Source organism: Streptomyces sp. NPDC032126, from assembly GCF_055580085.1.
This window is the reverse complement of sequence record NZ_JBVIMA010000005.1, coordinates 565,766-579,174: the sequence shown is the minus strand read 5'-3', so window position 1 is coordinate 579,174 and position 13,409 is coordinate 565,766. Positions and strand designations below refer to the sequence as shown.

At 73.8% G+C, this 13,409-nt stretch carries 11 protein-coding genes; 3 read left to right on the top strand and 8 right to left on the bottom strand.

Annotated features, from left to right (window positions below; genetic code table 11):
• Positions 1-324: a hypothetical protein gene (locus tag ACZ5NW_RS22015; protein WP_468745561.1), complete on the bottom strand. Its 324-nt coding sequence runs from the start codon at positions 322-324 to the stop codon at positions 1-3.
• A gap of 337 nt (positions 325-661) precedes the next feature.
• On the opposite strand from ACZ5NW_RS22015, the gene cds1 reads away from it, so the two are divergent.
• Positions 662-1,786: an L-cysteine desulfhydrase Cds1 gene (cds1, locus tag ACZ5NW_RS22010; RefSeq protein WP_468745560.1), complete on the top strand. Its 1,125-nt coding sequence runs from the start codon at positions 662-664 to the stop codon at positions 1,784-1,786.
• Positions 1,787-1,838: 52 nt separating this feature from the next.
• Here cds1 and ACZ5NW_RS22005 read toward each other — a convergent pair whose 3' ends face one another.
• Positions 1,839-2,309, bottom strand: a complete 471-nt coding sequence (locus ACZ5NW_RS22005; RefSeq protein WP_468745559.1) for an SRPBCC family protein — start codon at positions 2,307-2,309, stop codon at positions 1,839-1,841.
• Positions 2,310-2,361: 52 nt separating this feature from the next.
• Positions 2,362-3,192 (bottom strand): DeoR/GlpR family DNA-binding transcription regulator, encoded by an 831-nt coding sequence (locus ACZ5NW_RS22000; RefSeq protein WP_468745558.1) that lies wholly within the window; start codon positions 3,190-3,192, stop codon positions 2,362-2,364.
• Positions 3,193-3,628: 436 nt separating this feature from the next.
• Here ACZ5NW_RS22000 and ACZ5NW_RS21995 point away from each other — a divergent pair, with 436 nt between their 5' ends.
• Positions 3,629-5,911, top strand: a complete 2,283-nt coding sequence (locus tag ACZ5NW_RS21995) for a hypothetical protein (RefSeq protein WP_468745648.1) — start codon at positions 3,629-3,631, stop codon at positions 5,909-5,911.
• Positions 5,912-5,942: 31 nt separating this feature from the next.
• On the opposite strand, the gene ACZ5NW_RS21990 is transcribed toward ACZ5NW_RS21995, so the two are convergent.
• The 4 genes from ACZ5NW_RS21990 to ACZ5NW_RS21975 form a co-directional block, all read right to left on the bottom strand.
• Positions 5,943-8,381: a right-handed parallel beta-helix repeat-containing protein gene (locus ACZ5NW_RS21990; RefSeq protein ID WP_468745557.1), complete on the bottom strand. Its 2,439-nt coding sequence runs from the start codon at positions 8,379-8,381 to the stop codon at positions 5,943-5,945.
• A 156-nt stretch (positions 8,382-8,537) separates the two neighbouring features.
• On the bottom strand, positions 8,538-9,143 hold the full coding sequence (locus ACZ5NW_RS21985) for an Rv1733c family protein (RefSeq protein WP_468745556.1): 606 nt from the start codon (positions 9,141-9,143) through the stop codon (positions 8,538-8,540).
• Between the two features lie 125 nt (positions 9,144-9,268).
• Positions 9,269-10,093, bottom strand: a complete 825-nt coding sequence (locus tag ACZ5NW_RS21980; protein ID WP_468745555.1) for an MOSC domain-containing protein — start codon at positions 10,091-10,093, stop codon at positions 9,269-9,271.
• A 44-nt stretch (positions 10,094-10,137) separates the two neighbouring features.
• The gene (locus tag ACZ5NW_RS21975; protein ID WP_468745554.1) at positions 10,138-10,575 is read right to left on the bottom strand and encodes a DUF6643 family protein; all 438 of its coding nucleotides are present in this window, start codon (positions 10,573-10,575) and stop codon (positions 10,138-10,140) included.
• Between the two features lie 266 nt (positions 10,576-10,841).
• On the opposite strand from ACZ5NW_RS21975, the gene ACZ5NW_RS21970 reads away from it, so the two are divergent.
• Entirely contained in the window at positions 10,842-12,179 is a 1,338-nt protein-coding gene (locus ACZ5NW_RS21970; RefSeq protein ID WP_468745647.1) for a TerD family protein, read from the top strand.
• Between the two features lie 2 nt (positions 12,180-12,181).
• Here the strand turns inward: ACZ5NW_RS21970 and ACZ5NW_RS21965 are convergent, their stop codons facing one another.
• A complete protein-coding gene (locus ACZ5NW_RS21965; protein ID WP_468745553.1) occupies positions 12,182-13,378 on the bottom strand; it encodes a glycosyltransferase in 1,197 nt (398 codons plus the stop codon).
• Positions 13,379-13,409 lie beyond the last annotated feature (31 nt).

Genomic DNA, 13,409 nt, shown 5'->3' with positions numbered 1-13,409 from the left:
TCAGCCCTGACGTCCCGCGGCCCGTCGTACCGCCTCGATGAACCGGCGTGCCGCGGGCGGCCCCGACTCGCCCGGCGCCGGGTCGTGCTCGCCGAGGGTCAGCAGATACCGGTTGCCGTTGAGATCGGCCAGGGCCCGGTCCTCCGCGGCGAACCAGGGCCGGGAAGCGCGCACCGCCTGCACCGGGGCGCTGTCGATCTCGCTGCCGTAGCTGTTGAGCAACTGCACCCTGCCGCCGCTGATCCGGACCTGCCCGGCCCGGGTGAGCGAGCGCAGCCGTCGCCCGATCCGCACGCCCGTCGCCGTGAACTCCGGCTCCGCCATGCCTCCCCGCCCCCTTGCGCGTGGATGTGCCGGTCCGGGCTCCCGAAGGGTCGGAAACCGGCTCGTGTCGTGATCCAGTGTGCGCCCCCGTCCGGTGCAGTCTGCCCCGGCGCGGCGTCGAGCACCAGTGCGTACGAGGCCCCGGCCAGGGATGGCCGAAGCACTCGCGCGAATGCGCCCCCGGTACGCCGGGCCCTCACCCGGACGGCTCCCCAGGGCTCTCTTTGGGCCGCTCAAAGACGTGTTTATGCAGGTGGGAAGCGTGCGCAAGGGTGCTTATGATCGGAGGGCCGGCCCCGCCGGGCCGTCGTCGAAGCACAGTGTGAGGAGCCGTGCCGTGAGCACTCATCAGCGGATCCGGACCGGCGCCACCCTCGATGTGGACCACACGGATCCCGTCTACCGCGACTGGCTGAAAGAAGCCGTCCGCAAGGTCCAGGCCGATGCCAACCGCTCGGCCGACACGCACCTGCTGCGCTTCCCGCTGCCCGAGCACTGGGGCATCGACCTGTACCTCAAGGACGAGTCGACGCACCCGACCGGCAGCCTCAAGCACCGCCTCGCCCGCTCCCTCTTCCTCTACGGCCTGTGCAACGGCTGGATCCGGCCGGACCGCCCGGTGATCGAGGCGTCCAGCGGGTCCACGGCCGTCTCGGAGGCGTACTTCGCGAAGCTGATCGGCGTGCCGTTCATCGCCGTCATGCCGCGCACCACGAGCGCCGAGAAGTGCCGTCTGATCGAATTCCACGGCGGGCAGTGCCACTTCGTGGACGACTCGCGCCGGATGTACGAGGAGTCCGCCCGCCTCGCGGCGGAGACCGGCGGCCACTACATGGACCAGTTCACCTACGCGGAGCGGGCCACGGACTGGCGCGGCAACAACAACATCGCCGAATCCATCTTCCGGCAGCTGGAGTTGGAGCGGTTCCCGGAGCCCGCGTGGATCGTCGCCACCGCCGGTACCGGCGGCACCTCGGCGACCATCGCTCGCTACGTCCACTACATGCAGCACGACACCCGGATCTGTGTCGCCGACCCGGAGAACTCCTGTTTCTTCGAGGGCTGGACCACCGGCGACGCGGACGTCACCTGCGACTGCGGCTCCCGTATCGAGGGCATCGGCCGCCCCCGTATGGAGCCGAGCTTCGTGCCCGGCGCGATCGACCGGATGATGAAGGTGCCGGACGCGGCCAGCGTCGCCGCCGTACGGGCCCTGGAGCGGGCCATCGGCCGCAAGGCGGGCGGCTCGACGGGGACCGGCCTGTGGAGCGCGCTGAAGATCGTCGCGGAGATGGTGGCCGCCGGCCGCCGGGGCAGCGTGGTCACCCTGCTGTGCGACCCGGGCGACCGCTACCTCGACAAGTACTACTCCGACGACTGGCTCACCGAACAGGGCCTGGACATCGCCCCGTACACCGCCGAGATCGAGACACTCCTGGCGACCGGGGTGTGGCCGGAGTAGCCCGCGACGCGGGCGGCGGTCGGGTCGTGCGCGCTGCCGGCGTCTGCCCGGCTCAGTCGCTCAGCCTGCGGTCCAGGGCCCCGACCGCCTGGCGGAACGCCCGGGCCAGACCGGGGCGGGCTGGGCGCAGTGCCGCCCGGAACAGGGCGGTGCCGTCGGCGGCGAACGTCCACCGTACGCGCGTACCGCCCCCGGCCGGGGCGAGCAGCCACTCCTCGGCGAGCGCCCGCGCCCCCGGCGCGTTGGTGACGTCCACGCGATAGGCGTACACCTCGCGCTCCTTGGCCACGAGGATCGTCTCCTCGAACCATGTGCCGCCGCGCAGCCGCACCTCACGCCCCGCGCCGCCGTCCGTCGGCCGGGCCCGGCGGACCGCGGAGAACCACTCGGCCCAGCCGGACACGTCCTCGGCGAGCGCGCGGAAGACCGCCTCGGGCGGCGGCGAGATCTCCCGCGCGAACACCAGCCGCACGGGAGCGGCCTGGACGAAGTCGATGCCTACGGGACGCAGCCGGTGAGCCATGGACGACCCCTTCGTGCCGACGGGCGGTCGCACCAGCCTAATTGACGCTCCGTCAGATGTCTTCGGCGGCGTCGGACTCGCCCGCCACCACCAGCCGCCGCAGATGCTCGGAGATCTCCCCCCGCGCCTCCGCCGGCAGCCCCGCGTCCGTCACCAGCGTGTCGACCTGCTCCAGCGTCGCGAACGAACTCAAGCCCACCACACCCCACTTGGTGTGGTCCGCGACCACCACGACCCGCCGCGCCGAGTGCACCAGCCGCCGGTTGGTCTCGGCCTCGGCGAGATTCGGCGTGGACAGCCCGGCCTCCGCCGATATGCCGTGCACCCCGAGGAACAGCACGTCGAAGTGGAGCGCCGCGATGGCCTGGTCGGCGACCGGCCCCACCAGCGAGTCGGACGGCGTGCGCACACCGCCGGTCAGCACGACCGTCGCCGCGCCCTGCCGGGGACCCGAGGTGCGCTGCGCCACGTGGAAGACGTCGGCGACCCGCACCGAGTTGGTGACGACGGTCAGGTCCGCCACCTCCACCAGGAGGTGCGCCAGCGCGTACGTCGTCGTACCGCCCGACAGGGCGATCGCGCTGCCCGGCGCCACCAGTTCGGCGGCCGCGCGCGCGATCTCCTCCTTGGCGGTCTGCTCCAGGCCCGACTTGGCCTCGAAGCCCGGCTCGTGGGTGCTCGCCTCCACGACCGGCACCGCGCCGCCGTGCACCTTCTCCAGGACGCCCTGCCGGGCCAGCGCGTCGAGATCGCGGCGGACCGTCATGTCCGACACGCCGAGCTTGCGGGTCAGCTCGTTGACGCGGACGCCTCCGCGCCGCCGTACTTCGTCCAGGATCAGGGCGCGGCGCTGCTCCGCGAGGAGGTTCTGATTCTCACTCACGTACGCTCCGGTCCTCTCGCCTCAAGCCGATCCACTCCGTGCGAAACACCCGCGCACCTGCCGCGACGAGGACATACCCCGGTCGGGCGGGTGCGGGCGTCCCATCCTCGCACGAGGGGGCGCCGGTCGCGCCACCACCCACCGGGCGCGAGCATGTCACCTCTGTGGCTCCCGTGTCTTCTGTGGCGCCTGTGCCGGGCGGTGTCCCGGTCGTCACCCGGATCGGAGGAGATTCGGTGACAACGGGTGTGCGCCGGGCGTCCGGAGGACATCCTTGTGCCCGCACAGGACAAACCGATGGTGCGTCACGGGGGAAGTGCGAACAGTGGAACGTGTCCTCGCCGTGGGGGCCACGGGCGGCCCCACCCGGCCCGCCGGGGCCGGAGCGGCCCTCGAATTACTCGTCCACGGGGTGGGCGGAGCGACACCCGAGAAGATGCTGGGCGATCCGCGGACCGTGCGGATCACCGGCGACGGCACGGCGGCGGTGTACCGGCGCGCCGACGACGCCGAGGCGGAGACCGCCGCCGGGCGGGCTGGAGACGGCCGGCCGGACCGGCCGGTGCCCGAGGCGTACGTCTGGTCCAACCTCACCTCCGGCAACGGCACCCGCGCCCTGTGGCTGTTGCTGCTGCCGTTCATGGTGGTCAACCTCGCCCACTGGATGCGCCCCGCCTCCCGGGACCGCGTGCGGCTGATCCGCCTGTACGGCCTCCTGGTCCGCCTCACCGGGCTCACCCTCACCGTCCTGCTGGTCGCCGCCGCCTGCGAGGTCGCCCTGGACCTCACCGCCTGGCAGTGCGCGGGCACCCAGGCGTGCGCCGAGCGGCACACCTGGCTGGGCTTTCTGTCGCCCGCCGCCTCCGACGACGGCTGGTGGAGCCACCCGGGCCGCCGCCTCGCCCTCGCCGCGCTCGTGCCCACCGCCCTGACCGGCCTGCTCTGGTACCTCTCCCACCGCACCTGGCGGGCCTACGAGTCCCAGGAACCCCTCGCCCGCCCGGCCGAGCCCCCGGAGCGCACCGGGCCGACCGCGCTCAGCCGCCCCGGCTTCTGGTACGGCCGCCGCCTGGTCGCCCGGCTGCGCGCCGCGCACACCGCGGCCGGCCTGCTCACCGTCGCCGCCGCGGTCGGTTCGGCGGCCGCCCGCCAGGACCATCGCCCCGGCGGCCCCGCCGCGCTCGACCTGATCGGGCGCCTGCTGGAGATCGCCCTGACGGCCGGCGGGCTCGCCGTCGTCTGGGTGGTCTGCCGGCGCGGCCGCAGCGAACACCGGCTGGACCGCGCCCTCGACGCCCACCTGGTACGCCGTCTGCCGCTGACCGCCCTGGTCCTGCTCGCCGCGACTCTCCTGTACGCGGGCTGGCCCCGCCCGGGCTGGCACTCGACGGGCCGCCTCCCCGGCGACCCGGCGTTCGGCACCATCGCCCTGATCCAAGGCCTGCTCGTCCTCGCGCTGGGCGCGGTGGCGCATGTGTTGCATCGGGGGCCCGGGCCCGGCTCTGGGTCTGCGTCGGGTGAGGCCGACGGCGACGGCACGAGCGGCCGGGATCGTGGGCGGGTCGTCCTTCGAGGGCTCGGGGGGCCCGCGGTCGCCATGCTGGCCTGTGCCCTCGGCGGGGTGATGTCCGGCGGCGTGGCCCAGCGGATGGGCGACTGGCTCGACGGGACCAGGAGTTCCCTCGCCGGTCCGCCCGTGGTGCTGACCTGGCAGGCCTCCGTGATTCCCCTCGTCCTGGTCGTCCTGCTGGCCCTGGGCGCGCTGCTCGGCCGGCGGACCTGGCGGCTGTCCCGCGCCGAGCGTGCCGTCGTCGCCCGCGACTACGGCGTCGAGCACGGCGATCCGGGCCGCACCCGGCTCATCGCCCGCGCCCGCGCCATGGCCGGCCTCACCGACCGCGCCCCGCTCATCGTCGCCGTCACCGCCGTGAGCACTCTCCTGCTGGGCGCGGGAGCGCTGGCCGGTGCCCTGGCGAGCGGCAGGACCCCGAGCCGGGCCACCGAGGGGACGGGCCCCCTCGTCCACGGTGCCGCCCAGACCGCGCAGGCCCTCGGCTCCTGGCTGATCGGCGTCGGCTTCCTCCTCCTCGTCACCTGGGGCCGCCGCGCCTACAAGGACGCCTCCGCCCGCCGCACCATCGGCATCCTGTGGGACGTCGGCACCTTCTGGCCGCGCGCCGCCCACCCCTTCGCCCCGCCCTGCTACGCCGAGCGCGCCGTACCGGACCTGACCTGGCGGATGGCCACCTGGACGCGCGAGACCGGCGGACGCCTGGTGATCTCCGGCCATTCCCAGGGCAGCGTCCTCGCGGCGGCCGCGGCCTGGCAGCTGGAGCCCGCCGACCGGGGACGCGTCGCCCTGCTCACCTATGGCTCCCCGATCGAGCGCCTCTACGGCCGCTGGTTCCCGGCGCACTTCGGCCCGGCGGCGCTCGCCGCCCTGCACGAGGACGTCGACTGCTGGCGCAACCTCTACCGGTCCACCGACCCCATCGGCGGCCCGGTCCGGCTGCCCGGCGACTGCGGGCCCGCGGTCGACAGCGGACCCCTGAAGGACCCCCTGGCCTACGGCCGCACCGCCCGGCACCCGCTGCCCGCACCCCTCCTGGGCCACTCCGACTACCAGGCCGACCCGGCCTTCGCCCGCGAACGCGGACGACTCCTGTCCCGGCTCCACCCGGACCTGCCGCCACCCTGCGCCGAGGCGGCGAGCGGCTAGCTGCCGGAACCGCCGACCTGCCAAAGTCGCCCTACGGCAGTTCCGGCAGGTCCTCCGCGTACAGCAGGGTGAGGTCGTCCGTGCTCGGCTCGGCCAGCTGGGCGACCCGGCTCGCGTGGCGCTCCACCATCGCCTCGAAGGTCTGGCGCGCGGTGCGGCCGTTGCCGAAGGCAGGACCCTTCGGGAGCTCCGTGAAGTACTTCAGAAGGGCCTCCGGGGCGCCGGACGCCAGCCGGTACTCGTGCTCCTCCGCCTGCTGCTCCACGATGCGCAGCAGCTCCTCGGGACCGTAGTCACCGAAGGTGATGGTGCGGGAGAAGCGGGACGCCACCCCCGGGTTGACGGACAGGAAGCGCTCCATCTCGGCGGTGTAGCCCGCGACGATCACCACGACCGCGTCGCGGTGGTCCTCCATCAGCTTCACCAGCGTGTCGATGGCCTCTTTGCCGAAGTCCCGCCCGGCGTCCTCCGGCGACAGCGCGTACGCCTCGTCGATGAACAGCACGCCCCCGCGCGCCCGTTCGAACGCCTCCTGGGTGCGGATCGCGGTGGAGCCGATGTGCTCGCCGACCAGGTCGACGCGGGACACCTCGACCAGATGCCCCTTCTCCAGCACGTCGAGGGCGGCGAGGATCTCGCCGTAGAGCCGCGCGACGGTCGTCTTGCCGGTGCCGGGGGAGCCGGTGAAGACGAGGTGCCGCTTGACGGAGGCGGCCTTCAGGCCGGCCCGCTGCCGACGCCGGCCGACCTCGATCATGTCCGTCAGCGCCCGCACCTCGCGCTTGACGCTCTCCAGGCCCACCAGCGCGTCGAGCTCCCCGAGGACGTCCCCCGAGGTCCGCGCGGGCTGCTCCGGCTCGGCCGGCCGCGGTTCCGGCACCAGGGCGCGCTGCTCCGGCACTCCGCCGAGCAGGCCCGGCGAGGCGGTCGCCGTCTGCACGGCCGTCTCGGGCGCGGCGGGCGCCGGATCCCGCAGGCCCGCGCTCTCGTCGCTCGTGCAGTCCTCGACCACCGGTCCGGAGCCGGGCGCCGGGTCGGCTCCGCCGTCCGCGAACTCGTACCCGCCGCGCGCGCAGCGCTCGGTCCGGCAGCGCCTCAGCGTCGTACGGCAGCCGTCTATCACATGGAAGCCGTAGCCGCCGCTGCCCGTCACCCGGCAGTGCAGGAAGCTGCCGCGGCCGCCCGCCGAGACGTAGAACCCGGCCTCGGCGGGGGAGTCCACCGTGCACCGCTCGACGGTGGGGTCGGCGCCCTTGGTGACGATCACGCCGGTCTGGGTGCCCGACATGGTGCAGTTGTTGAGGGTGCCGCCGCTGCCGTGGTCGCGGAACCACGCGCCCGTCGCCGCGCCTCGGATGCGGCAGTCGTCGAGCTGGGCGGTCGCCCCGTCGCTCACCGACACGGCCGTGTTGCGCACCTGCGACAGGTCGCTGTCGACGACGTCGGCGCGCGAGCCGCGGTCCAGGACGAACAGCGCGTCCGGGACGTCGTGCACCCGGCAGGAGTCCAGCACGGCCGTCGCGCCGTCGCTGACCCAGACGGCCGGATAGTCGCCGGTGCTGTCGAAGATCTCGCACTGGTTGGCGTCCACGCGCGTGCCCGGGTCCCACACCGACAGGCCGTTGCGCCCGAACTGACGCACCGTCGTCCGCGTCAGCGTCAGCACCGAACGCGAGCGCAGGTCGATCGCGTTCTCCGGGATGTCGTGGATCCGGCAGTCGGCCAGCGTGAGCACCGCGTCCGTGTCGAGGGTGACGCCGTCGGAGTCGGTGCGGTGCACATCGCAGTCGGTGAGATGGGCGGCGGCCCGGCCGGTCACCTGCACCCCGCTGCCCCGCACCTCGTAGACCTCGCACCCCACGGCTTCCAGCGCGGAGTTCTCCCCGGTCGCGCTCAGCCCCGTGCCGGAGGCGTGGTGCACCCGGCAGCGCTCCAGCCGGGGGTGGGCGCCCCCGCGCACCGCGACCCCGGACTGCCCGGCCGCGACGACCTCGCACTCCTCGAACACCCCGCCGCCGCCGTCGACCACGGCGATGCCGATGCCCGCCGGGTTGTCGACCGTGCACCGCCGCACCGTCGGCCGCGCGCTGCCGCGCACCTCCACACCGGCCGCGGAGCGGGTGACGATCCGCAGGTCCAGCAGTTCGGGCGTGCCCTCCTCGACGAGCAGCGCGGGCGCGGCCGCGTCCTGCCCCTCGATGTGCAGGTCCTGGACGACGGCCGAGGCCCGCACGGTCAACGGCACGCCGTCCACGGGCGCGATGCGCACGGAGCCGGGGGAGCCCTCGGGGCCGCGCAGGGTCACCGCCCGCTGCACCACGAGGTTCTCCCGGTAGGTTCCGGGAGCGATGGTGAGGACGTCGCCGTCCGCCGCGGCCTCCAGGGCGGCGGCGAGCGATGCGTACTCACCCGTGCGGCGACGCCACCGCGATGTGCCGGTGTGCGTCACCTGGACCGTGCCCTGTGCCATGGCGCTGCTGTGCCCCCACCTCGTCGTACATGTCGGCTCGTTCGCCTTCGGGGCGCACCCCTACGGCTGACGCGCACGCAGGTCGATGCCGATGAAGCTCGGCCGGTCCACCGTAGCGTGCGCGCGGGCGGTGGGTTGACCAGAGGCGGAAGGCGGTCAGCTGCCGGTGCCGGTCCGGCCCCAGTCCGGGCCCGCCCGGTCCCATGCCTGGTCCCAACGCGCGTACCGGCGGCGGACCATGCGCCATACGACGACGCGCCGGGCCGCCTCGACCGTCCCCGCGGTCAGGAGCGCCGCACCGATCCCGGCGAGGACGGCGTGGGTGGTGGCCGTCGTGGAGTCGAGCGGGCGGGCCGCCACATGACCGCGCGGGTCGGTCCATATCAGGAAGTGGTCGCCGGGGTGCGGGGTGGAGAGGTCCGCCAGCACGGTGCCGCTGCGCGCGGAGCCGTCCGGGGCGGACCACCGGGCGAGGACCCGGCTGTGGGTGCTGCGCCCGGAACCGGTCTCGGGATCCGAGTCGAACGGGGACACCTTGGCCTTGCGCACGACCGTGGCGGTCACCTCATGGCGTGCCGCGCGCTGGTCGCGCACCGATTCCTGGAGGGCGCCCTGCGCCGCGCCGCCGACGAGACAGCCGACGAGCGGTGCGAGAAGGAGGATCAGCAGCAGGGCCGTCAGCGCGACCCATGCCTCGACCAGGTCCGTCGTACGGCGCAGCGGATTGTGCCGCCACCGCCAGAGACCGCCGATCGCCCGCACGTGTCCCGCACCCCCTTCCCGCTCCCGTGCCCTCTCATGAACGCTTCATGAGAGGCCAACGAGCAGAGGTGGTGGGAGGGTTCCCCGCCGCGCTTCCCGCCATGAGGCACGACGGCGACTTCCGGTCAGCCGACGATCTGGACCGGGTCGCCGACCCGGATCGTCCCGCGCGACAGCGGGACCAGGTTCTGCCCGAAGACCAGCTTGCCACCGATGCGGCGGTGCCGTCCCAGCGTGCGCAGGGGTTCCGCGCCCCGCTGGGCGGTCGCCTGGTCGGTCGTGGTCACCAGGCATCGCCCGCACGGCTTGGCGACCCGGAAGGGGACGTCGCCGATCGTCACCCGCGACCAGGTGTCCTCGGCCCACGCCTCGGTGCCGTCCACTACCACGTTCGGCCGGAAGCGGTTCATGGGCAGGGGGCCCTCCGTCGCGTGGTCGCCGGTCGCGATCAGGGAGTTGAGGGCGTCGAGGGAGGCGGTGGTGGTGACCAGCAGGGGATAGCCGTCGGCGAAGGAGACGGTCTCGCCGGGCAGCGCGAACTCGGGGTCCACGGGACGGCGCGTCGCGGGGTCGTCCATGTGCACCAGGCGCACGTCGTCCCCGAGATGGGCGCTGCACCAGGCATGGGCGGCGGCATCGGCGAGGACCGCGTCCACCTTGTCGCTGAAGACCTCCGCCACCACCGTGCCGACGGGCTCCGGCACCGCCACGTCCAGCGGCGCCGCTCCGGGTGCGGACAGCCGTATACCGCCGCCGGGCAGAGGCTCGGCGGCGGCAAGGGCGATGCGGGGATGCCGGCGTTGGGTGACGACCTTTCCCCCGTCGTCGATCAGGGCCCAACGCCGGTCTCCGGCCAGGCCCCAGGGCTCCACCGCGGCCTCCAGGGGTGCCACCCCCCGGAACGCCTTGACCGGATGAACGTGAATCGACAGCAACCGCGCCTCAGTCATGACGTCATCGTGCCAGGCGGCACCGACAACGCGCGATCAGAGGCTCAGTAACCGCGGTACTGCTGATTGTTGTAGGGGTCCTGGTAGGCCGCGGGGCCGGGTCGCGGGGCCGCGGGGCGCATCGCCTCGTAGCCCATGCCGGGCGCCATCGGGCGCTGCGGCTGCGGCTGGGCCTGCGGGCCCGGATAGCCGCGTGGCGCGGTGGCCTGCTGCGGGATGTACGCCGCCGGCGCGTGTTGCAGCGGAGCGGGCTGCTGCGCCTGCGGGTAACCGTAGGAGGGCTGGGAGGGGGCCGCCGGGAGGGCGGGCAGCGCCGAGGGGAGCGCGGGCAGACTGCTGCCCGTGTCGTACGCGGCGGGGACCCGGATCGGGGCGATCTGCGGGGTGCCCCGCTCGGCCACGAGCGAGTCGTAGATCGGGGTGTCCGGGAAGGAGGCGGAGGAGTAATAGCCGCCGCCATAGGTGGAGCGGGGGGAGGTCATGGCACATAAGTTAAGCCCACGATGTGCTGGTTGGGGAGACCGATAAGAGGGTTGTTTTCCGTGTCGGCTGGGGCTCGGGATCCCCAATGCGAGCGAACCCGGGAAAAAGGGGCGGCGCGCCGGGTTGAAATCGTGTAAAGGCCGAGTTCTGGGCGGGTTACCGGCGGTCCACCGTGCGTGTTCTCGCACCGCTGATGGGTGTTCGGTGCTCCTGCCCCCTAGGTTGAGTGCGTAACAACCCGACAGGTGAGGGGGCGGACATGTCCATGTCGAAGGGGTCGAACACGCCGGTGCCGACCACGGCCCTGCGCGTGGAAGTGGGCTGGCGGTCCGGACCCGGCGTGCCCGACGCCGACGCGTCGGCGCTGCTGCTGGCCGGCCGCAAGGTCCGATCCGACGCGGACTTCGTCTTCTACAACCAGCCGACGCACTCCTCCGGCGCGGTCCGCCACGAGGGCAAGCGCGACGCCGGCGGCCGGGTGACCGACACCCTGCTCGTCGACCTCGCGCGCGTGGAGGGCACGATCGAGACCGTCGTGCTGGCCGCCTCGGTCGACGGCGGGACCTTCGGCCAGGTGCCCGACCTGTACATCGAGGTGCGCGACGCGGCCCAGGGCGGCGTGGTCGCCCGGTTCGACAGCACCGGGGCGAGTGTCGAGACCGCGTTCGTGCTCGGCGAGTTCTACCGGCGCCAGGGCGCGTGGAAGTTCCGGGCTGTCGGCCAGGGCTACGACAGCGGACTCGAAGGGCTCGCCACCGACTTCGGCATCACGGTCGACGAACCCCAGCACGCCGCATCGGCCCCGCCACCCCCGCCGACCCCTGTGACCCCGCCCCGGCCCACCGCGATGACTCCGCCGCCCCCGCCCCCGCCCGCCCCGTATCCCGCGCCCCCCGTCACCGTGCCGCCGCCGACCTTCGGCGCCCCGCCGCCCCCGCCTCCGCCCGCGCCGCCCGCCACCCCCGTCCGACTCACCAAGGTCACGCTCACCAAGGCCGCCCCCTCGGTGTCCCTGGCCAAGCAGGGAGCAACCTCCGGCGCCATGCGCGTGAACCTCAACTGGGAGGTGCGCAAGCAGTTCTCGGGGTGGGGCAGCAAGCGGGGCCGGGCGGTCGCGCTCCACAACGACCTCGACCTCGACCTGTGCGCCCTGTTCGAGCTGGCCGACGGCCGCAAGGGCGTCGTACAGGCACTCGGCAACGCCTTCGGGGCGCTGCACCAACCGCCGTACATCCACCTCGACGGCGACGACCGCACCGGCGCCGTGGCCGCCGGCGAGAACCTCACGATCAATCTGGACCACCGCGCCGACTTCCGCCGCATCCTCGTCTTCGTCACCATCTACGAGGGCGCGCGCTCCTTCGCCGACCTGCACGCCACCGTCACCCTCCAGCCGCAGCACGGCGCGGCGATCGACTTCTCGCTGGACGAGTGCACCGTCCCGTCGACCGTGTGCGCGCTCGCCCTGATCACCAACCAGGGCGGCGACCTGGTCGTCCAGCGCGAGGCCCGCTACCTGGTGCCCGAGCGTGGGGTCAGCCCCCAGCGGACCGTCGACTACGCCTACGGGTGGGGCATGAACTGGACCCCCGGCCGCAAATAGCGTCAGCCCTCGTCGGTCACCGCGTCCGGACGCGCGTAGGTGCGGCCCTTCCAGGCCGCGCCCCGCCCGCGGTAGTGCTGCACCGCGGAGTCGACCGTCATCAGGAGATAGAGGAACGCGGTGAACGGCAGCAGCGGGGCGAGCCACAGCGGCTGGCGGTAGTAGCGGAGCATCGGCACGTACGTCCCCGTCATCACCAGCCACGCCAGAGCGCCGAGCACCGTCGTGGCCGGGTCGCCGAGGGCGGCCCCGGCGACCAGGGCGAGCGGCGGCACCAGGTACACCAGGGCGAGGCCCAGGACCGTACCGGCCAGCAGGAGCGGCTGGTGCCGCAGCTGGGCGTAGGCGCTGCGCGACACCATGCGCCACAGGTCGTGCAGCCGGGGGTACGGGCGCACGCTGTCCACGCCCTCGGCCAGGCCCAGCCAGATGTGGCCGCCGCCGCCCTTCACGGCCCGGGCGAGCGCCACGTCGTCGATGACGGCGTGCCGGATGGCGTCCGGGATCCGGGCCCGCTCGGCGGCCTCGGCGCGGATCAGGACACAGCCGCCCGCCGCGGCCGCCGTGCGTCCGCCCCTGCGGCCGATCCGCCGGAACGGGTACAGCTGCGCGAAGAAGTAGACGAAGGCCGGCACGACCAGCCGCTCCCACAGGCTCTCCACCCGCAGCCGCGCCATCTGCGAGACGACGTCGTAGCCGCCCCCGCGCGCGGCCGCGACCAGCGCGCGCAGACTGTCCGGCGCGTGCGCGATGTCCGCGTCCGTGAGCAGCAGGTACTCCGGCTCACGCGCGCGTGCCAGTGCGATGCCGTGGCGCACCGCCCACAGCTTGCCGGTCCAGCCGTCCGGCGGCTCGCCCGGCGAGTCCACGGTCAGCGGCAGACCGCCGTGCCGGTCCGCCAGCGCGCGGGCGAGCTCGCCGGTGCCGTCGGAGCTGCCGTCGTCGACGAGGAAGATCTCCGCCGGCCCGGGATAGTCCTGCGCCAGCAGCGACGGCAGGCTCGCGGGCAGCACCGCCGCCTCGTCGCGCGCGGGGACGACCACGCACACCCGTGGCCACGTCCCCGGCGGCTCCGCGCGCGGGGGGAGCCGGACGTCCGTGCGCCAGAAGAAGCCCTGGCAGAGCAGCAGCCACAGCCAGGCGGCGAGGGACACGGCGGCGATCCACACGAAGGCGCTCACGCGCGCAGTCTGCCCCACCCGGCCGGTCCGCAGGCGCCCATCGTCTATC